The sequence below is a fragment of the Bacillus thuringiensis genome, from assembly GCF_022095615.2.
Lineage (GTDB): Bacteria > Bacillota > Bacilli > Bacillales > Bacillaceae_G > Bacillus_A > Bacillus_A cereus_AG.
Genome location: NZ_CP155559.1, coordinates 3,166,683 through 3,187,653 on the forward strand (window position 1 = coordinate 3,166,683; position 20,971 = coordinate 3,187,653).

Consider the following 20,971-nt stretch of genomic DNA (forward strand, 5'->3'; position numbering starts at 1 on the left):
CAAAATCCAGTAAATTATTATGTTCCTTACAAACAAAAATCCAGTCATGCTCACTGCATAACTGGATTCCTTATCATCTAATAACTTTTTATTTTACAAGTACATCTTCCCTTAATTCCCTCTTCAGCACTTTTCCTAAAGCATTTTTCGGTAATTTGTTCATAAATACAACTTTGGGTATTTTATAACTTGCTAGTTTTTCTTTACAATGCTGTATAATTTCTTCTTCCGTAAAAGACGTTTGCATGTCTTTTACAATGTACGCTGTCGGAATCTCTCCCCAAAAGTCATTTGGAATTCCAACTACTGCAACTTCTAAAACACCATGTATTTCATGAATAACATCTTCTACTTGATCTGGATATACGTTGTCACCACCGCGTATGATAACGTCTTTATATCTTCCCATAATATGCAGGAATCCGTCGTCATCTATCATGCCAGCATCGCCCATGTTAAACCAATTATCTTTTACTACCTTCTTTGTCGCCTTTTCATTATTCCAATATCCTTTAAACATGTATGGACTTCTTACATGAATTTCGCCAACTTCATTTGTTGTTAGTTCATCACCTGTTTCTGGATGAACAATTTTCAGCTCTACATGTTTAAGCGTTTTTCCTACAGAAGACATCTTTTCTTTCCCCATCATTGGATGCCAAGAAGTTACAACCCAACCTTCTGTACTACCATAGCCTTGCACCATATATATTCCTTTTTCCATATATTTTTGAATGAGTGTTTCTGGCACTTTTGTACCACCACTTTGCGCTACTTTAAAAGTCGAAATGTTACGTTCTTTTTTATTTAGCTCATCAAGCATGTAGCTATAAACGGCTGGGAACGCCAGCATCGTCGTAATTTTCTCTTCTTCAATCTTATCCCAAATAAGAGTAGGATTCGGATCAGCTAAGAATATCATCGTAACGCCATGATAAATACAATTTAAAATAGAAAGCACGCCACTCATATGAAACAATGGATGCACGGATAAAAAGCGTTCACCTGCTGGAATTTCTCTTTGTCCTGCAATCTCAGCAAAATAATGATGTAAGTTTTTATGTCCAATAACACATGCTTTCGCCTGTCCAGTCGTTCCTGAAGTAAATAAGTAAATCGCATCATCCTCTTCATGAACTTCTACGTTCGGTTCTGTCATTGGCTGTTCTTGTAATGTTAATTCAAATGAACCAAAACCTTCTTCTGTCGTTTTAATTACATAAGAGATTTCTTTAACAGCATCAATCTTTAATAAAACTTCTTTAAATTCTTCATCAATAACTAACACTTTTAATTTTGCTTCTTTTACAATCGTTTCTAATTCAAAAGCAGTAAGCTGATGATTTAGCGGAATACATACAGCTCCAATTTTTAAACTTGCCATCATAACGGTTGGAAACGGATGATTATTTTTGCATAGTATTCCAATACGATCCCCTCTTTGTACACCGTTATGTAGCAAATAGTGTGCAAGCTGATTTACTCGTTCATTATACTGCTGAAACGAATACCTTTTCTCTCCCCCTACAAGCGCTTCCAAATTTGGTGATTGCATTGCTCTTTTTTGTAATAATTTTTGCATCGTTCTCAAGTAAAACTCCCCTTTATATATGTTAGGTTTTTTATTTTACCAGATTAATTATTAATTTACTAAAGATTACACTTAGTGAATATAAAACGAATAAAAAACAGCCATTTACTTCACAAGTAAATGGCTGTTTCTCCTTATATATTAGAATACTGCTTATTCATCACATATCGTACATACTCAGGTGCACTTTTATCAATCTCTTCATCACTTAATTTATATTCGGCACCATATAAATAAAATGAAGGTATAAATTTCATGTCTGTATATAAGCACGTAGCTTGAAATGGTTTCGTTAACTCATCCATCGTAATTCCGCTATTTTCATAGTCTTTTTCTAATCCACCTATAGAAATAGCTAGACCAAATTCTTTCGCTTTCACTTTATCTCCTTTTGATCCGTACGCAAATCCATATGTTAATACATCGTCAAACCATTTTTTCAATAATGGTGGTGTGCTGTACCAATAAAGCGGGAATTGAAATATATATCGGTCATGTTCTACTAACAGCTTTTGCTCTTCCTCAATATTAAACTCCCAATTCGGTGCCACTTTATATAATTCATGCACCGTTATTTCATCCGAATGTTTTTCAAGTTCTTCAATCCATCTTTTATTAATTTTTGATTTTTCAATATGAGGGTGTGCTACAATTACAAGTGTTCTCATCATTTCCCATCCCCTTTTTAAATTATTCAATCCTTTACGTATTAGTATGAGTGAGTCACATATAATTGAAAAGTACGTACTTTAAAGTGCTATAGGAACCTTAAAGTACCTTTGGAGGTGTAATATGAATCAAAATGATGACTGCCCAATTGCAACGACACTCGATGTTATCGGTGGAAAATGGAAAGTTCATATTTTATGTGTTTTGATGGATGGAAAAATGCGGACAAATGAAATCCGGCGAGAAATCCCAAACATTACGCAAAAAGTTCTGACACAACAACTTCGGCAACTTGAAGCTGACGGGATTATCCATCGTACTGTATATCAAGAAGTACCACCAAAGGTTGAATACACAATAAGCGAATACGGGAAATCTTTAATGCAAATTATGGATGAACTATGTGAATGGGGAAAAGATCATCAAATCAAAAGATTACATGACTAAAAAAGCCTACCCATTTCTTTACATACTAGTGGGAACGGCACATCACTATCAAGCTAACAAAAAGACCTTAATAAGAAAACTGTCATTTTTATAGTCCGTTTAAACTTTAGCTTGATAGTGATACGGCAAGACCCAAATAAAGAAATATATTAAACAAATTAAAAGCAACAACGCATACGACTAACGTTAATAAGAAAATTTCAATCGCTGAATTTCTTACTTTATTTTGAAGTCTAAACAATCACCCATTAAGCCAAGCTTAATAATATCGCTTTTGTACGATTATCCGTTACTTCATAATAAATTTCTAACCCTTTCCGAGTGCCTGTAACGACTTTAGTAGCTTTTAGTTTAGATAAATGTTGACTAATTGTACTTTGAGGCATTTGTAACATTTCATACATTGTCGTTACATTAATAGGACCTTTTGCAAGCATTATTTTTACTAATGATAAACGAACAGGATGTGCTAACACCTTTAATACTTCAGTGATTTCTTCATACATTTCTTTCATATTTTTTCTCCCCTTTTATATAACTATTAATGATATCCATATATATAATTCGAAAAGATATACCATTTTATGTCCGTCATTTTTAAAAAATATTAAAAAACCTCTTCAGATAGAGGGAATTCTCCCAATTCTATAGATTTTTCTTTCACTCTATATTATGTGATAGGAACTTTCCTTACTGAGACCCTCTACCATTGTTCTCTTGTTGATGCCCATTATTTCCTTGAGACCCTCTTCCGCTATTCTCTTGCTGGTGTCCATTATTCCCTTGAGACCCTCTTCCGTTATTCTCTTGCTGGTGTCCATTATTCCCTTGAGACCCTCTTCCGTTATTCTCTTGCTGGTGCCCATTATTTCCTTGGGAGCCTCTTCCATTGTTCCCTTGAGACCCTCTTCCGTTATTCTCTTGCTGATTTCCATTATTCCCTTGCGATCCTCTACCATTGTTCTCTTGTTGATGCCCATTATTTCCTTGGGACCCTCTTCCGTTGTTCTCTTGTTGATGCCCATTATTTCCTTGGGACCCTCTTCCGTTATTTTCTTGCTGATGCCCATTATTTCCTTGGGACCCTCTTCCGTTGTTCTCTTGCTGATTTCCATTATTCCCTTGCGAGCCTCTTCCGTTATTTTCTTGCTGGTGCCCATTATTCTCTTGCGATCCTCTATCGTTGTTCTCTTGCTGATTTCTATTATTTTCTTTTATTCGCTTCGGTTGTTGTTCCTTAGATTGCTTTTGTTCTATATACTCTTTCTTCTCGTACCTTTCTTCTTTTACAGGAGTCACATCTTCTGATGCATCAGAAGATGACTTTTGTTGTTCTTGATTAGAAGGCGGTACAGGTGGGGTAAGCAATTTTTTCTTCTCATTCTCTTGTTTTATGTAAACGCCTGTTCCAATTCCTGCTTTCTTAGCATTCTCCCGTATTTCCATCGTACTGCTTTGATATTCGATTGTAATATGTTTTATCTCATACTCTTTCTTTAATTCCTGCATAGCCTCTTCCAACTGTGGTTCTAGCGAATTGTCCTTTGCAACAGCCGTTAGCATAACTTGCTTATCACTCGTTAAGTACTTATCATCTTCACTTTGCTTTATTATAGTACGTATTACACCTTGCAATTGTTTATCTTTCCATTGCTTCAATTCTTTTAAAATACGCCTTCCATCATCATTACAAGCTCGCAAATCTATAACTCGAAGATCCTTTGTTACGCTCACCTCTAAGCTTGGATTTATATCAACTGAGACATAAGCAAACACTTTTTCTTCTGGTTGATTGTAGAAAAATAACAACGCACATAGAAAACAAGCAACAAGTAATGAAGCCGGCTTTAAGAAAGAAGGGATCGAAAAATACGATACTCTTTGTTCTTGTTCTTCAAACGAGATTTCCTCTCCAATCATGCAAGAGTTCTCTTTTCTTTCACACGTAATAAACTCCCCATTTGGAGTTAAAACAACTACGCTATGTTTTTTTATATCCATCACAATTCCTTTATTCATCATGCTTTTCCCCTCTTATATAATCAAGAATATATGTATAGTTGTTTGCAAAAATAATACACATTGCAATAATGTATTTTCTATGTCGTTCCAACGTTTTACGACTTACCCTAACACGTGGTTCAATATGTTTAAGCGGTAACTTTTTCTTTCGGAACAGCTCCTCCATCATTTCCTCTTCTTTTATAATAATCTTCACAATTTCTATTAGGTGCTCACGCGTATCACGATGCTTCGGGGATTCTTTCGCAAGCTCTGAAAATGTGATTTTAAACTCAGCTAACACACTTTGAAAATGAAGAATTTCCTCCTTACGGTTACTATTGTCCATCTCTTTCATATACTCCGTAAGCGATACTTGCATTTCTAACATTTCCTCTTGCTCATCTTCTTTTAAAAAGACACGGTTATGCTTAGATTCCTTGCGTATATAGTCAATTACATCTCTTTTTATAAGAAGATCAGCAAACGCTAGAAAAGATTTTCCTTTTTTATATGAATACTGTTCAATTGCTTCGTTAAACGCAAACAGTCCAATACTATATTCATCATCCTGTTCTGTAATATATCGGCGGCAGACAGATGAGATTGATTTTCTAATAAACGGCTGATACTGAACGATAAAGGCTTCCTTATCTTCTCCGTTGTTTTGTATGTTACATACGATATCTTCTATTTTCGGTTTTCTTAAGACCTTCATTACTAAACTTAACACTGGTAATCTCTCAGCCTCCTTCTGCTTTAAATAGAAAAATGGTCACTAAACAAGTGACCATTTAACCACATTTTGTTAGTACTTTTCTTTGGTCTTGTCTTCTTGCTGTTAGTTATATTTTTCGAGACTAACTTTTTTCACCGTTTTCTTAATGACCTTCCTTTTCTCTCGGCACTAAAGTTAAGTTTGTATTTTAATGTACGTTCTTATTTTCTTCTGCTTATTTTGCTTGCTCTTTTTCTATTCTATCTGCAATCTTTGAATAACTCTTCTCTATATCATTGGTAATTTCAACCTTTTATTTCAGATCCCTAAATTTATCTAGCAATTTTATTAATGCTTCAATATTGTTTCATGACCATTTTTCTTCACTATATATATTCGGAGGAATACATAGTTTTATGGGGGTCAAAAAATATTTTTTATAAAATATTTATTTATTAAGTTGATTGGTATATTTGGCAGACACAAAGCAACAAATACATGCTTTCACGATTTGTATTAGTTAAATTAATCTTTTATCCGTTGTTGTATTTCTTTAAAACGAGCACGTATAAATTTTTTGATATCCGGGTGATCCTTATATAAAGTAACAGTATACATGATGGAAGATGCAAGAATAGTAGACCATATTAACCAATCTCCAGCATGCGAAAGAACTCTAATTACTTCACTCGTAAATTGTGCATGTCCCGCATGAACTGTTGATATGAGAGCATTAAGGTTGAATAACAATAAAATAACAATCCTTCCCAAAAGCAGAATAATCCATCCGATAATATACGAATAGCCTCCAACACTACATAATTGATTGTTATGATGAAAAACTTTTACTCTCTTAGCTTGCCAATAACCAACTATCGCTCCTACTATAAGCAAGCTAATTAATTCAATTGTAATAATAAAGTCCAAACTACTTGGAAGACCGATATAAGTTCTAATTATAGCCATGATGGGTATACCAAGAAGATCAAAACTATCTACTTTTTTAGGGATAAGCTGCCTAATGATCAATACGATAACGACTACAAGAATAATAATGAAAACTTTATTCATGCGATCAATCCCTCTTTTTTTCTTTTAAATAATACTCAATTAGTTGATCTACTTTCTCTTCTGGATATGATTCTGGTGTTTGAAGGACATGAATTACTAGTCCATCGATAAATCCGTACAGTATCTCCAATTCAAACTCTTTATTATACCCTGGTTTGACGTAGCCTAGCTTCTTCATTAAATCTAGGATCATTCCAATAAGATACCTCGTATGGTCATCCATTTTCTTCCGAAGTTCAATAAGCTCTGGGGAGCTAAAGGATATACCGAGAAATGTAATCCAAACCTTTCCTTCCAACATTTCTTCTTTATTAATAGGAATAATAAACTTCATTAATCTTCTAAGTGCTTCTTCTTTCGTTCCTTTAAATTCATTTGTACGAGTATTTGCCCGCTCTTTCATTCGATTCAACACTAAATTCATCGCATAATGAATTAATTCATTTTTAGACGAAAAATGATGCTGAACAAGCCCGACCGAAATATTTGCTTCATCAGCGATTTGCTGTATAGAGGCTTTATCAATACCTTTTTCTAATATTACACGCCAAGTAGCAGTGGCTATTTGATTCTTCCTTTGTATTTGATCAACTATTTTAGGCATTCATATCCTCCTCCCTTTTTATAATATGATCGTATTATAAAAAAAGTACCTAAAGCAATATGATCATATTGCTTTAGGTTTTACAGTGCTATCAAGCAATACAAAATAAAATTCCCATAAAACAAAAAAAAGACGGCATTCCTGCCGTAACATAAAAAAGATTTTCAAATTTTTTTGATATTATTACTGTCGACGTTCAAAAGCAAGACGTACTGCAAGACCCGTTAAGACACTTGCCATAAGCCAACGCTGTACTCGTAGCCACGTCGGGCGTGTGCCAAACCATTTTGCAATTTTACTTGCTGTAAATACGATTAAAAGGTTAACTATAAAACTAACAGTGATTTGCGTAAGGCCTAAAACTGCACCTTGTAAAAGTAACGATCCTTTCTCAGGATCTTCAAATTGAGGTAAAAGTGACACATACAAAATAGCAATCTTTGGGTTTAGAAGATTAGTCATAAGTCCCATCAAAAATAACTTCCGTGGTGGCTCATTAGGAATCGTACGAGGTTCCATAATAGATGTAGCACCCGGTTTTATCGAATTCCAGGCAAGCCAGAGTAAGTAAGCAGCACCTGTCCACTTGACTGCTTCGTAGATTGCGGGTACTGCAAGGAATAGAACTGTAAGTCCGAACATTGTTGCGATTATATAAATGACAAATCCGAGCATAATGCCCAAGAGAGAAATAAATCCTGCCATACGTCCCTGCGTAATGGAACGGGAAATGAGATAAATCATATTAGGCCCAGGTGAACAAACCATGCTAAGTGAAACAATTGCAAAAGCTAACAAAGTACTAAAGCTGACCATAAACCTTCCCCCTTACCAAGTTCTTCTAAATAATTTTACGGTAATTTCTTTAAATCATTTTATTACATCCTATCCTTGTAAATCTAATTATTTGAATGTAAAATTATAAATAAGTTTTAACATTTTGAATCGAGGTGAAAATCATGAGAAGTTTTAGCTCATTAATGATCTCTACTGTCTGTTCAGTACTTCTTATAATTTGGAATGTCTATTCCTTCTATAACGGATTCACAACAGGGCGCACATACTACTGGATTAATGGCATCGCAGCTGTTATCTTCCTTTTATTCTTTATCCTCAACATGCGCGATTTTAAAAAGAAAAACTACAGAACCTCATGACAATAGGAGTTGATACATATGTGGAAAAGAATTAAGAATTATAGATTGAGCTTAAAAGATTTAAAGTTCATGTTATGGTTGTTCGGTATAACTTGTTTTATATACAGCTACAATTTCATTATAGGATTAGCTTTTGACCACAAATTCCAAGTCTATTATTTAGGTGGTGCTATAGCTACATACGCCGCATTTATGGATACTAAAAATAGGATTAAAAATAAAATTTATAAGACAGCGTAATGTACAAGGAATCCTTTATGGTTTCCTTTTTTCTATGTAAAATAAAAAGAAACGAATTCGCCACTTTTATTTGTTCCAATCTTTAAAATCGGTATATTTACTATAAGCTGTTTCGGTTGTATTTCCGTGCCAACAATTCTTAGCGTTTTCTCTTTCACATTAAGTTCGCTTATATCTCCATTTTCACTTAGCCATTCTGGATTATCATGAGCGTATTTATTGTTGAACATCCTTGCTTTAACGTTTTGAATCCTTCGCCAAAAGGGTGTTCAATTCCATCTTTATGTCTAACAACTATATAGATTTCATTTCGTCCGCCTAATGTCTCAAAATAAGGTTCAGTACCGCGTTTTATTTCCTTCACATCAACATCCCCTTTCAATTCGCCTAAAATTTATTATACAAAATAAAAATAGCTACTTTTGAAAAGTTTCACATTTTATTTTAAATTAAATGCAATATAATGAAATACAACTCTCATACATCGCTGTTTTTTCGTTTATTGAGTCCGTTTGTTTTGTACAAAAAAAGCACTTAAATAGGCGCTTTTTACCGAATCATCTTTTTCTATATCTTTTTCTTCTGCTTCTTTTTACTTCCTTCATTTCTTCTTGCACAGCTAATTTTTCAAGGTATAAACGTACTAGCTTATCATCACTCTCTTTTCGCTGCTTTTCTTTCTCTTCTTTTTCTTTCTGCTCCCTTCTCTTTTCCTGCTCTTCCTGCTCTTCCTGCTCTTCCTGTTCTTTCTCTTTCTGCTCTCTTCTCTTTTCTTCTTGCTCTTTTTTCTGTTCTTTCTCTTCAATACATATGTCAACCAGTTTACTAAAAAAAATAATCTTACTATGCTTCTTTTTCCCAGGTCTCAATACAAAAAGAATAAAAGTTATGATTGTAAAAATCCAGAAACCTGTTACGGTAAATCCACTAACCTGCATAGAATTAGTGGATCCATTAATCATCTTTGCATTAACGAAAAATCCAGTTGCAAGTACAGAAAATAAAACCGTAACAGCTGGTAGAATCATTGAATCCATCTTAAGTGGATCATGGTACTCAGATAAACTTTCTATTCTTGCTTTCACATACTTTAAATCATTTTTTTCTAACTCCATTAATTTATCCTTATTAGATAAACTATCAGTATCGTTAGAAAACTCTTTGGTATGTACATAACTATCCACGATAAATTCAACAAATTTCTTATCTTTTTTATAAAGCAGATTTTTTTTAAAATCCTTTTGGTCCTGTTGTGTAAATTTAGACACTAGCATTCACCCTCAATTTCGACATTTAAAATTAATCAAAAGTAATACTATCTTTTTATCTAAATTTTAAAGTAACATTCAAAAAATGAATAGCAAAATCTTCACTATTACACTATTCTCGTATCTAAAGTTAGAGAGAAGTAACCTTTTTTCATAATTTCCTTTATGTCACTTATGAATCTAGTAAAAAAATACTAAACTCAATAAGAAACTCAAAAGCCACGACACTCAGGCATCGCGGTTGGATATATAAATTCCATTTTTATCATACGGTTTCTGCCTACTCCATCCATTCCGACCGAGTAACGTTTTGGTGCAAGGGCTATGATCATCAGTTATGAGCGCATAGATATGTTATGCTCTTATCAAAGAACAAGTAACTGTAGGAATATCGTATCGTCGATTCCAATGTAAAAAGGTACCTGATTTAGTGCCCTAAATGGCACCCTAAAAATTCCATTCTTATGTCATACTAAGCGCTTTTGCAAATCATAAAGCACCAGATTTCCTTTTTCTATAATACTTTCCTCTTTTCATCCCAAACACTGTATAAATGTAGCCATCATTTAACTCTTTACGATTCATATACTTCATTTTAAGCATTTCTTGCTCATCTTCATCCAAAGCTTCTTCAAATGCTGCTTGCTCTTCTATATTTTAAAATTTCACTTTTAACACGCGGTATTCTTGTAACTCTTCTATCCCGAAAGGCCGTATTTCCTTTTCATTTACATGCCTAGACGGTTAATTCATACGATACGGTTCCCTTCCGTTCGATCTACTTAATTGAATGGTTTTCCCTATTCTTGACTATACTATATTTATGCATCCAGATTGTCACCTTTAGAACGAGCAGTTAACGTTTGCTAGCTGCTCTTTGATTTACGAAAAAATAAGATTCTTTATAATGAGTTTTCTTTATTTTTCAATATAAAGAGCCTTGGATTTTCGCTATCAATCCTGTACTATACGAACAAAGAGTAAGGTAAGAGTTACTCTTTGCCATTTTAGGAAAGATTCTGTTGAGACAACGGGGCCTTTTTTTCATAAAAGGATTATTTTGTTAATTTCCTTGTAAATTATTTTCTTCTATCTCTTGGCTTTCTTCTCTTATTTGACCGATTAATGAAACTACTGAGCCAACCGCTTGGACCCAACTCCCCGTAATTACTATAAGCTGTCCATCCTCCTCATCATCACCTTCAAAAACCCCCTCCACTTTACCCCGACTAGCTTTCAATTCATCTATCCCGCCTATTGCCTGCAATGAATTACCCGTTGCTTGTAACAGATTCCCGACAATATTATACGATTCATCTATATTTGAACTATCCTCTACTTCCTCACCTATTGCTGTAACACCACCTAATGCCTGTACCCAGTTCCCTGCAATCACTAATTTTTTTTGCATTTCATCTTCAAAATCTATAATGAGTCCTGTTAGAACCGTTACATTACCAATTGATTGAATTCCGTGACCAATAAATTCAAGGGATACTTCTCGTTGTCCATCAGCTTCCAGACCATTCCCCGTCGCCTGTAATACATTTCCCCATATGCTCAAGTCTTTTCTTATTTCGCTGTTCAATCTTTTTAAAGGTGTACTCCCAATCGCAGCAATAATTGTCCCTACTGCAACAAACCAAGCTCCAACTATCTCCTTAATCGGATCATCCATTCTCAACCTACTCCATCATTAATTTATTACTTATAGAATATGAAATTGCACATATCCAGGTTAATATCCTACTTCTCTCACCACCCGAATAAAACTTAATATTCCGTAAATAGTATAGACAAGGCTTTAAAAAATCTGCTTAAATTCTTCACACTCTAACTCTCTTGGTCGTGAATCAAGCAGTTAGCTTTTTCTAGCTGTTCTTTTATTTGTAACAAAGTTAGACAAGCTTTCATATAATGTAGTCATTCCTTTCTTATGAATTAAGCTCGTCACTTGAGTTATAAAAATAGGGTTTATAAAAAGGTGATTGTGAAAACAATCGCCTTTTTATTTATGACAAAATGAAATTTTTATATTAATGGTCCCACCAATAAAACACGAATTTTGTACACTAATGAAAGAAATTTAACTGCTACAGTAATTAACATTTAAAGTTTAATTACAACGTTAATTTATTTATCTTTTACGACTTTTAGTTGTGCCCTTATGCTAGAAGAAATCCTAATTTTTTTGTTCACCCCAACATAATCTTACAGTAATGTCCTTTTATCAGAATGTAGCGTGTAGCTGACTATAAATATTATGTTCATAGGAAAAAGGCCAACAATCCAAGATTGTTAACCTCTACTTTCCATATTCGTACCTTTTATCACTTTACTTTCTAACAACTGGAATCCACATTTCACCAAATACTAAGCCGTTTCTTTGCCCCATCGCAACCGTTGTATTTGGTCCGCCAACATAAGCAAAATCCGTTGCTTCTCGTAAAGCCTGACCGAAGGCGATGCCAGTCAGCTTATTACTTAGCTCCTCAGCCGTTTTGTCTTCCCCTTTCACTACTAAGTATTCTCCCTTTGGAAACTGAATCACTCTAGATTCTCCTTCTATTTGTGCTTCTGTCATGACACCAGCATAATACATCATCTTATTGTTCACCGCTTCGCTCACAGAAAAAATGTATTCGTTTGTGGCTAAAGCTTTTAAAGTATCCAGCCTTCCATCTTCTTTAACAGCCGACCAAAAGTCTTCCTTTTCTTTATTTATTCCAGCAAAGTCTGTATAGTCACTCTTCATTTCAGTTCCAATACCTAACACAATAAAGCTATCTTTTTCTTCAATCGTATAATTTTTCATATTCAATACCTTCCTTTTTTTAAAATGAATCAAACGATTTATCTTTTCATCTGATGAGTTTATAATATCTTTAAATCATGTCAAAAAATGATACTGTTTAGGAGACTCAAATGAAAAAAGTTGAACGGATTAATACCATCATGCGATATATCAACAACCGCTCCCATTTTACAATTTCTGAAATCATACAAGAATTTAACATCTCACGTTCGACAGCTGTTAGAGACATTAGAGAAATTGAAGCTATGGGGATGCCACTTGTAGCTGAAGTCGGAAGAGCTGGGGGATATTCTGTTATGCATAATTCTATCTTACCCGTTGTTCGCTTTACTGATAATGAAGTGAAAGCTCTTTTTATTGCCTTTATGGCTACAAGAAATCAACAACTTCCCTATCTAAAGAGTCGTCAATCTTTAGCCGAAAAACTATTAGGACTTATTTCAGAAACCCAGCAAGATGATCTCGTTCTTTTAAATCAACTCTTGCTTTTTGAAGGGACTAACCCTCATAATCCCGATCTACTTGAGCTTTCTGACCTCCCCCACCCTATGTTAGAAAAACTCATCCTAATCCTTCTTTTGGATAGACATTTATTGATTACAACCAAAGAAGAGAAAGAAGTTAAGTCTTATTCCATTTATCTATTACACCTTTATCAAGAAAAAAGCCATTGGATTATTGAAGGGTTTGACTTAAAAGAAGAAAAGAAAATAACGTTTCCTGTCGATGACCTCATCAATATCGAACCGTACACGACGAAAAAACGGTTAAATAAGAAAAAGATTTTAGAAAAACTCAGTAAGAAGGACAAAGAAATTAACCTTGTACTTGAACTTGGTCCAAAAGCGATTGTCCAGTTCAAAAAATACCATCCTTTCAAAGTTTCAATATCTTATACAAATCCTTACCAATCTACAGCCATTTTAAAAACATTTATCGATATTAACAATCCCGATGAAGTGACGGAAATAATAAATTGGCTACTTTTCCTAGGGAAGGATATTACAATTAGAGAAATACCCGATGAAGTATTAAAAGATTTACAAGAGCGATTATGTTTATATTCCCCATAAGCAGTAATCAGTTAAACCTCACAATATTGAGTTTGATTCGTTACCAGTTGTCCCATATTTTCTACCATAAGTGCGCAACAAATAATAAAAGCACGGAAAATCTTCCCGTGCTTTTTCAAATATATATTATTTCAGAAGATTTCATTCACTTACCCTAACTGACGTTTAAATGCTTTACTAGCGAAAAAGTAAGAGATAATCATGATGACTACGCACCAAGCGAGCGCAATCCAAATATCGTTGCCAACAGTTCCTTCATATAATAGAGCACGAATCGCATTTACGATTGAGGTCACAGGCTGATTCTCAGCAAACGCACGAACAATTTTTGGCATCGTTTCGGTAGGTACGAAGGCTGAACTAATAAATGGAAGAAAAACGAGTGGGTACGAGTATGCTGTCGCCCCTTCCATAGACTTTGCTTTCAGCCCTGGAATGATAGCTAGCCATGTTAGCGCCAACGTAAACATCCCTAGTATACCAGCTACCGCAAGCCAATCTAGAATATTAGCACTTGAACGGAAGCCCATTAAGAGAGCAACGAGAATAACCACCACAATAGTAAGTACATTAGCAACAAGAGAGGTTAAAACGTGAGCCCACAATATTGATGAGCGCTTAATAGGCATCGTAATAAAACGTGCCATAAGCCCGCTTTTTACATCCGTAAATAATCGCACAGAAGTGTAAGCTACACCAGACGCGATAGCCATGAGCAAAATTCCCGGCAATAAATAATTCACGTAGTTATCCGTTCCGGTCTTTATTGCACCGCCAAACACGTAAACAAACAATAGCATCATCATAATCGGTGTAATCGCTACAGTAATAATTGTATCTGGACTACGCATAATATTGCGCATTAAGCGCCCTAGTAATACCCCTGTTTTGCTTTTCATTTACATCTCCTCCTTTTTACCGATAATCGCAAGGAAAATTTCTTCTAATGTCGGCTGCTTCTCGATATATTCTACTTTTGCTGGCGGGAACATCTCTTTTAGTTCAGTAAGAGTACCTGTCGTAATAATTTTTCCGCCATGCAAAATAGCGATACGGTCAGCCAGTTGTTCTGCTTCCTCCAAGTACTGGGTCGTAAGCAAGATCGTTGTACCGCTACCGGCAAGTTCCTTGACTGTATCCCACACTTCGATCCGCGCTTCAGGATCAAGTCCAGTCGTTGGTTCGTCAAGAAAAATAACTGCTGGCGCCCCGATCAAACTCATCGCAATATCAAGCCGACGCCTCATCCCACCCGAATATTGATCTGCCCTCTGATTTGCGGCATCTGTCAGGCTAAACCTTCCAAGTAGATTGTCAGCAACTTGAGCGGAATTGGAAACACCCCGTAACTGAGCGATCATTATCAAGTTTTCCCTCCCAGTAAGCATGCCGTCTAAAGCTGCGAACTGTCCGGTCAAACTGATGCTTTGACGAACATCATCCGGTTGACGCTGAACATCAAAATCGCAAATAACTACTTCACCGTCATCTTGCTTCAACAGCGTTGATAAGATGTTGACTATTGTCGTCTTGCCTGCTCCATTCGATCCTAGTAGTGCAAAAATTTCACCACGCTGCACATCAAAATCTACTCCTTTTAAGACTTCTTTATCTTTAAAAGATTTTTTTAATCCTTTTACAGAAATCGCTGCATTGCTCATACTTTTTCCCCCTTATAAAATTAGATTACCTACACCCTCTATTTAGTATCACTGATAATCTGTATTACTTAGTACTGGTTTAAAAATATAACTGAATAGCGATGGCGGCAATTCACATTTGTAACCAGCTAATCAGTCGGTATTTCGTATTACATTTATTTTTTTCTCAATTGCTTCATAATACTTTCATTCAAATCTTCACGATACTTGGAGACATACGTTTTAGCGTTTGCTACTAGTTCGTCAGCAAAGGATGCCACATCTTCCCCAGTAATGTCTAGCACCTGTCTACCTTCAGCTGCACCGGCTTCAAACAAATCGATTAATTCATACTGTATGTGCAGCATATCCATCCCGTTGCCGGTAGAAAAATTCCACATGTAGTTTTGAATTTTCTTAAACACAAACTGATAGTCCTCTGGCAGTGCCCCAACACGTGCCATCATCATTTTGTACTCTTTTTTATCACCAATTAATTTTTTGAACATTTCCAACATCTTATCTTCCTCCTTTTTTATAAAGCAGAACAAGAAACTCTCCAAATATGAGCCGGAACATTTTATATTATGAGGCTAGTTTGACTTCAAGACGTTAATTTTTGACGATACAAAATCCCATTTTTCCCAAAACAATTCAAGCTCCTGACGGCCATCCTCATTTAATGAATAAAACTTACGAGGCGGCCCCATATCTGATGGTTTCTTTTCAATATTCACAAGCTTTTTCTTTTCTAATCGTACGAGGATAGTATAAACCGTCCCTTCTACGACTTCGGTAAACCCAAGATCATTCAGGTAGCGAGTAATCTCATAGCCGTACGTTTCACGGCGGCTAATGATTTCCAGAACACACCCTTCCAGTGAACCTTTCAGCATTTCAGTTAAATTTTCCATGTTATGATCCTCCTTTACCCCCTATTCTGTCTGACTTATATTCAGTATTACAGAGTACTAAGGCGAATTTTTACTGAATAGCTTTTGAGTAAAATCACACTATTCAGTATTACTTATTACAACTACATTGTATGGCTAAGTAGTGATGGATGTCAACTGATTTTTAAAATTTTTCTAAAATCAGCTATTACCCATTGTTTACTGAAAATATTTTGAGAAACAACACTACTCAGTATCACCTATTACAAGTACATTGTATGACTGAGTAGTCGTGAATGTCAACTTGATTTTTATATTTTTCTAAAATCAGCTATTCCCTATTAGATACAGTCAATTTTTTTTGAATAAATTTCGCCACAAACCTATTCCACTAAGAAAAGAAAATACCCCAAAGCAAACATTCTACATTTTTGTTTTGGGGTGCTATATTATACCGAAATTAATAAATCGAATCATATTTTTGTTACGATAACATCATATCCATATCTTCCGCTGCAGTTGTAATCAGTTTCAAACCAAATGCTTCTTGTAATACATCAAGCACGCCAGGTGAAATAAATTCAGGCGCCTTTGGACCAATGCGAATATCTTGAATACCAAGACTAAATAGCCCAAGTAAAATGGCAACCGCTTTTTGTTCAAACCATGATAAGACAATACTAACTGGCAATTCGTTCACTTCGCACTGAAAAGCATCTGCTAAAGCGACCGCTATTTTCACTGTAGAAATTGAATTATTGCATTGCCCTAAGTCAATGTAACGTGGAATCTCCGTACCAGGTACAACACCATAACTCACATCATTAAAACGGAATTTCCCGCAAGAAGTTGTTAAAATAACCGTTTCTGGTGGAAGTGACGTTGCTAGTTCACGATAATATTCTCCGCCTTTCCCTGGAGCATCACAACCTGCGATAACAAAGAAACGCTTAATCTTTCCTTCTTTTACTGCTTCAATAATTTCTGGAGCTAATGATAATACTGTATTATGATGAAACCCTGTTACTAACTGTTCATTCGACTCCATACGTACTTTTGGAAGTTCTAGCGCTTTTTGAATCAATGGTGCAAAATCATCATTTTCAATTTTTTGTACACCCTCTAGGCCTGCAATATCATATGAAAAAAATCGATCAGAGTATGATCCTTTAATTGGCATAACACAATTCGTTGTCGCTAATATGGCACCTGTGAATTTTTCAAAAAGACGTCTTTGATCATACCATGCCTTACCAATATTCCCTTTTAAATGCTTGTATTTTTTCAGCTGCGGATAACCGTGTGCTGGTAACATTTCAGAATGCGTATAAATATTAATTTCTTTTCCTTCTGTTTGTTTTAATAATTCTTCTAGTGCAAATAAATTATGACCAGTAACTACAATTGCTTTACCTTCTACATGGTTTTGTGTAATTTGAACAGGCTCTGGAACACCAAAGTGATTCGTATGTGCCTCATCTAACAACTCCATTACTCGTAAAGCTGCTTTGCCAGCTTTCATAGCCATATCAATATGTTCTTGTTCATTAAAGTTAGAATTTGTTAATGTCATATACAACGCTTCTTGCGTCGTAGCATCTACAAATGCATCCGTATACCCTAGCTGAGCAGCATGCGTACGATAAGCTGCAATTCCTTTTAGCCCAAACACAATCGTATCTTGTAAACTTGCAATTGTTTCATTTTTACCGCAAACACCCATTACTTTACATCCGCCTGTTGGCGTTTGTTCACATTGATAACAAAACATGATCATCCCACCCTCTCCCAATCATTGCTTACAACCTAAGCATAATACTCATAGAGGAAAAGGGATGTGATATGAATCACAATAATATGTATAAATTTGTGACAGTTCACATTGTTGACATAATATTTTTACTGTCTTCTGATATTAATACTTCCGTATGATACTTTATTTGCATAATATATCGGCGCACTTTTAAGAAATGCAAATATCATATCCATCTAATATTTCACAAAATTTTCCTTTTTTGATGGTACAATCAAAATTATGGAGGGATAATATGGTATATATGATGTTTTATTATGGGATACTATTTCTTATACTCGGTATTGCAGTATTTCTGTTTATTATGGCTGGGTCACGAAAAATTAGGAATAAAAATCTTTCATTCATAATGATTGGTTTAGGGATAAATATACTTGCAAGTCCAGTGGCACTTTTTATAGGGGTGATGGCAACAGATTCTCCATATAGTACTAGACTTGATTTTTGGAAAGGATTTCTCTTTATTCAAGGAATACCTCTTTTCTTACTACTTATAGCTTTCATTTGGTGGCTTATTCGCCTGCCCAAAGTAAAAGTTCAAACGAGTATTGAAAAAGACCTTGAACAAAATATAAAAAGTACGAAGAAAAAAACGACACGAATCCATCCCGTTACTGCCATACGTATTTTAATTCCAATTATTTTAGTAGTAGGCTGTTTTTCTTACTTTTTGTATGTACAGGACGTTACACTTAAAAAAAGTCATTCTCCAAATAATAAAAATACAATTAAAGTAGTGAAAATAGATTCAGACTCTTCTCTTAGTTCCTCTCCCGTCAGAATTAAATACGGCTTGTGGGAACATTTGGACACGAGTATTGCAAATGATGGGGAACGTCTCGATCCCTCAAACGTTTCAGTAGATTGGAAAAATGATTATGAAGCAACAATAACACTACGAGGAAAAGAAACAGTACCTGAAGTTGTAGAATTTAACATATCAAATAAATCCAGTGGTTCTATTTTTAAGAAAGTACAAAAAGTGGTCAGTTCCTTTACCTTTCAAAAAAGTGAATCTCCAAATCTAATAAATATTATCGAGTTTAGAGAAACAATAAAATCAAAAGGACCAAGTCCCAGTTCAACTGTAAGAATCTATTATGGGAAAAGAGGGAGCATTTTAGAAAAATATAAAGAGGTCACTCTTAAGGACATGTATACGACAGAGAACTTCCATATCAATTGGAGAAACGATGAACAAGTACAGGTAGAAGTATTAGAGGAAAATGTAGTAACAACTACCATCGTGATTGATTTGTCAAAGTAAATCTATTTTTCACATGTTATAACTGTTTTCTACCCCGCACACGAGAGATACATAGTATTTACAAATTAAAAGATTTATAGACATTATGAGCACCCTCTTTCTTTACAATACATTTACACTATCTTAACATTATTTACATTATTTATATGATATATTTATATAGAAACTACTTAAGAAATTTAATGTACATCGTTATCTTTATAATCTCTGATCTGATTGATAAGAGATTATGTTATATTTTCGTACCAGGGGTGAATGAGGATGACTGAAACTTTAAAAACACTTATAATGCTTGATGCTACTTACGTTGTTATAGCAATTATGACGGTACTGGTATTTGTATACTTGGAATTAAAATCTCAGTAACGTATGCAGGCTTCGCATTTAAATATAGTTAGAAGAAAGCGAGGAGAAAATTGTTTCTCCTCGTTTTTATATTCCCACAGTTTCTTATTTCAATAAATCTAATGTATGGAAAAGTAATCCTCTATCCCCTACTTCTCCATGACCAGGCACTACTGCATTTATGTTTCCATATTGCTTCAGCACATTCTCAATTGATGTATACCATTCATTTACATAAGCATCAGCAACGTTTCCTAAATCTTTAGCTTCCGCAGATTTCACTAAACAGCCTCCAGCTAAAATGTTGTATTGCGGTAACCATACGACGATATTATCTTCTGTATGTCCTTTCCCTGGATAAAACGTTTCTACTTTCATATTTCCAAACTTCAAATTCGTAATGGTTTGTAAGTCTCCAAGTGGTTCTTCATATCCATTTTTCTTTGCTAGTTCTGCAGTCAGTGCCGTACTATGTGCTTTAATGCCTCTTTCTTTCAACGTTTTTATTCCGCCAATTCGATCAGCGTGCGCATGTGTAATAATGACATCCGTTACGCGCTTCTTAAATTTCTTTTCTACCATCTCTATTAATTCCTTCGTTAACTTATCGTCCCAAGAAGAATCGACAAGTACTAACCCTTTAGAAGTAGTAAGAACTAGACCGTTCGAAGGAACTGCTTCCCCGTTAAAATAACCTAACTCCGTATGAACCCATACATTTTTGTTTAACTGAGAAATTGAAATGGTTCCTGTCTCATTTTTTATTACGTTTTGCTCTAGCTTTTGTTCCGCTTTCACAGAAGAAATTGCACTAACAAATTGAGTTGTTCCTAGTAAACTAACACATACCCCTAATTTTAATAATGTATTTTTCATTTTCTCCATCCTTTCTTTCAAACGAAATAGTTATTACCTATAATAGACAATTCATCTTCAGTGTTTGTTCCATCTTTTCTTACATATTTTTCATAACATAAATAAAAAGCGCACAACATTTTGTGCGCTTTTTAACTTTTCTTTTACCATTCACGTTTTTTATTCATCATCATTTTTTCTTCAAACGCCTTCTCTAAATCAATTTCTAACTTGTTTGCTAAATCACATACATTCCAAATTACATCAAACATTTCTAAACCGATTTCTCTTTTTGCATCTTGTATTTTATTGCGCTTTAATATAACTTCCGCTAATTCACCTAATTCCGCCATTGCATACATTGTACGCTCTTCAATTGTTGTATCTTGAAATCCTTTTTCTTCACTGAAATTTGATACGTATCTCTGGAATTCCACTATATTCATACTTTATCTCCCTCATCACAGATACTCTGGTTTTCTAATACGTTTAAAATCAAAAATG

General features: G+C 34.8%; 24 protein-coding genes. 5 read left to right on the top strand and 19 right to left on the bottom strand.

From position 1 onward, the window contains the following. Positions 1-88: 88 nt before the first annotated feature. Together KZZ19_RS16470 and KZZ19_RS16475 are read right to left on the bottom strand one after the other, a co-directional pair. The gene (locus KZZ19_RS16470) at positions 89-1,591 is read right to left on the bottom strand and encodes a class I adenylate-forming enzyme family protein (RefSeq protein ID WP_237980789.1); all 1,503 of its coding nucleotides are present in this window, start codon (positions 1,589-1,591) and stop codon (positions 89-91) included. A 134-nt stretch (positions 1,592-1,725) separates the two neighbouring features. Beyond that, entirely contained in the window at positions 1,726-2,259 is a 534-nt protein-coding gene (locus KZZ19_RS16475) for an NAD(P)H-dependent oxidoreductase (RefSeq protein ID WP_237980904.1), read from the bottom strand. A 124-nt stretch (positions 2,260-2,383) separates the two neighbouring features. On the opposite strand from KZZ19_RS16475, the gene KZZ19_RS16480 reads away from it, so the two are divergent. Next, positions 2,384-2,707 carry a winged helix-turn-helix transcriptional regulator gene (locus tag KZZ19_RS16480; RefSeq protein WP_088097133.1) on the top strand — a complete coding sequence of 108 codons (324 nt, stop codon included), beginning with the start codon at positions 2,384-2,386 and terminating at the stop codon, positions 2,705-2,707. A gap of 248 nt (positions 2,708-2,955) precedes the next feature. On the opposite strand, the gene KZZ19_RS16485 is transcribed toward KZZ19_RS16480, so the two are convergent. The 6 genes from KZZ19_RS16485 to KZZ19_RS16510 form a co-directional block, all read right to left on the bottom strand. Continuing rightward, the gene (locus KZZ19_RS16485; RefSeq protein ID WP_071736354.1) at positions 2,956-3,222 is read right to left on the bottom strand and encodes an ArsR/SmtB family transcription factor; all 267 of its coding nucleotides are present in this window, start codon (positions 3,220-3,222) and stop codon (positions 2,956-2,958) included. A 175-nt stretch (positions 3,223-3,397) separates the two neighbouring features. Then, on the bottom strand, positions 3,398-4,726 hold the full coding sequence (locus KZZ19_RS16490; protein ID WP_348638001.1) for an anti-sigma-I factor RsgI family protein: 1,329 nt from the start codon (positions 4,724-4,726) through the stop codon (positions 3,398-3,400). Beyond that, the gene (gene sigI, locus KZZ19_RS16495; protein ID WP_237980787.1) at positions 4,719-5,441 is read right to left on the bottom strand and encodes an RNA polymerase sigma factor SigI; all 723 of its coding nucleotides are present in this window, start codon (positions 5,439-5,441) and stop codon (positions 4,719-4,721) included. The genes KZZ19_RS16490 and sigI overlap by 8 nt, the downstream gene beginning before the upstream one ends. Positions 5,442-5,951: 510 nt before the next feature. After that, positions 5,952-6,497: a hypothetical protein gene (locus KZZ19_RS16500; RefSeq protein ID WP_237980786.1), complete on the bottom strand. Its 546-nt coding sequence runs from the start codon at positions 6,495-6,497 to the stop codon at positions 5,952-5,954. A 4-nt stretch (positions 6,498-6,501) separates the two neighbouring features. After that, positions 6,502-7,101 (bottom strand): TetR/AcrR family transcriptional regulator, encoded by a 600-nt coding sequence (locus tag KZZ19_RS16505; protein ID WP_237980785.1) that lies wholly within the window; start codon positions 7,099-7,101, stop codon positions 6,502-6,504. Positions 7,102-7,284: 183 nt separating this feature from the next. Then, complete coding sequence (locus tag KZZ19_RS16510) at positions 7,285-7,917, bottom strand: LysE family translocator (protein ID WP_088097139.1); 633 nt, start codon at positions 7,915-7,917, stop codon at positions 7,285-7,287. Positions 7,918-8,060: 143 nt separating this feature from the next. On the opposite strand from KZZ19_RS16510, the gene KZZ19_RS16515 reads away from it, so the two are divergent. Both KZZ19_RS16515 and KZZ19_RS16520 read left to right on the top strand, forming a co-directional pair. Beyond that, positions 8,061-8,258, top strand: a complete 198-nt coding sequence (locus tag KZZ19_RS16515) for a hypothetical protein (protein ID WP_082181434.1) — start codon at positions 8,061-8,063, stop codon at positions 8,256-8,258. Positions 8,259-8,276: 18 nt separating this feature from the next. Beyond that, the gene (locus KZZ19_RS16520; RefSeq protein WP_016135043.1) at positions 8,277-8,498 is read left to right on the top strand and encodes a hypothetical protein; all 222 of its coding nucleotides are present in this window, start codon (positions 8,277-8,279) and stop codon (positions 8,496-8,498) included. A 32-nt stretch (positions 8,499-8,530) separates the two neighbouring features. Here the strand turns inward: KZZ19_RS16520 and KZZ19_RS16525 are convergent, their stop codons facing one another. The 4 genes from KZZ19_RS16525 to KZZ19_RS16545 all read right to left on the bottom strand — a co-directional run bounded on the left by KZZ19_RS16525 (position 8,531) and on the right by KZZ19_RS16545 (position 12,581). Then, complete coding sequence (locus KZZ19_RS16525) at positions 8,531-8,728, bottom strand: hypothetical protein (protein ID WP_237980784.1); 198 nt, start codon at positions 8,726-8,728, stop codon at positions 8,531-8,533. Positions 8,729-9,055: 327 nt separating this feature from the next. Next, complete coding sequence (locus KZZ19_RS16530; RefSeq protein WP_322349757.1) at positions 9,056-9,766, bottom strand: hypothetical protein; 711 nt, start codon at positions 9,764-9,766, stop codon at positions 9,056-9,058. Positions 9,767-10,829: 1,063 nt separating this feature from the next. Then, positions 10,830-11,444, bottom strand: a complete 615-nt coding sequence (locus KZZ19_RS16540) for a DUF6944 family repetitive protein (RefSeq protein WP_088097142.1) — start codon at positions 11,442-11,444, stop codon at positions 10,830-10,832. 657 nt (positions 11,445-12,101) lie between these two features. Beyond that, on the bottom strand, positions 12,102-12,581 hold the full coding sequence (locus KZZ19_RS16545) for a GyrI-like domain-containing protein (RefSeq protein WP_088097143.1): 480 nt from the start codon (positions 12,579-12,581) through the stop codon (positions 12,102-12,104). 110 nt (positions 12,582-12,691) lie between these two features. On the opposite strand from KZZ19_RS16545, the gene KZZ19_RS16550 reads away from it, so the two are divergent. Continuing rightward, positions 12,692-13,654: a helix-turn-helix transcriptional regulator gene (locus KZZ19_RS16550; RefSeq protein WP_237980782.1), complete on the top strand. Its 963-nt coding sequence runs from the start codon at positions 12,692-12,694 to the stop codon at positions 13,652-13,654. A gap of 149 nt (positions 13,655-13,803) precedes the next feature. Here KZZ19_RS16550 and KZZ19_RS16555 read toward each other — a convergent pair whose 3' ends face one another. From KZZ19_RS16555 to hcp, 5 genes are all read right to left on the bottom strand, one after another. Further along, entirely contained in the window at positions 13,804-14,553 is a 750-nt protein-coding gene (locus KZZ19_RS16555) for an ABC transporter permease (RefSeq protein ID WP_237980781.1), read from the bottom strand. Then, positions 14,554-15,315 carry an ABC transporter ATP-binding protein gene (locus KZZ19_RS16560; RefSeq protein WP_237980780.1) on the bottom strand — a complete coding sequence of 254 codons (762 nt, stop codon included), beginning with the start codon at positions 15,313-15,315 and terminating at the stop codon, positions 14,554-14,556. 155 nt (positions 15,316-15,470) lie between these two features. Beyond that, the gene (locus tag KZZ19_RS16565; RefSeq protein WP_088097147.1) at positions 15,471-15,812 is read right to left on the bottom strand and encodes a DUF1048 domain-containing protein; all 342 of its coding nucleotides are present in this window, start codon (positions 15,810-15,812) and stop codon (positions 15,471-15,473) included. Positions 15,813-15,887: 75 nt separating this feature from the next. Continuing rightward, positions 15,888-16,208, bottom strand: coding sequence for a PadR family transcriptional regulator (locus KZZ19_RS16570; RefSeq protein ID WP_237980779.1), 321 nt, complete (start codon positions 16,206-16,208; stop codon positions 15,888-15,890). 463 nt (positions 16,209-16,671) lie between these two features. Beyond that, on the bottom strand, positions 16,672-17,958 hold the full coding sequence (hcp, locus tag KZZ19_RS16575; RefSeq protein ID WP_237980778.1) for a hydroxylamine reductase: 1,287 nt from the start codon (positions 17,956-17,958) through the stop codon (positions 16,672-16,674). Positions 17,959-18,235: 277 nt separating this feature from the next. Here hcp and KZZ19_RS16580 point away from each other — a divergent pair, with 277 nt between their 5' ends. Next, positions 18,236-19,267, top strand: a complete 1,032-nt coding sequence (locus tag KZZ19_RS16580; protein WP_237980777.1) for a hypothetical protein — start codon at positions 18,236-18,238, stop codon at positions 19,265-19,267. 450 nt (positions 19,268-19,717) lie between these two features. Here KZZ19_RS16580 and bla2 read toward each other — a convergent pair whose 3' ends face one another. Beyond that, entirely contained in the window at positions 19,718-20,488 is a 771-nt protein-coding gene (gene bla2 / locus KZZ19_RS16585) for a BcII family subclass B1 metallo-beta-lactamase (protein WP_237980776.1), read from the bottom strand. Between the two features lie 143 nt (positions 20,489-20,631). Next, the gene (locus tag KZZ19_RS16590) at positions 20,632-20,913 is read right to left on the bottom strand and encodes a MazG nucleotide pyrophosphohydrolase domain-containing protein (RefSeq protein WP_088097150.1); all 282 of its coding nucleotides are present in this window, start codon (positions 20,911-20,913) and stop codon (positions 20,632-20,634) included. Positions 20,914-20,971 lie beyond the last annotated feature (58 nt).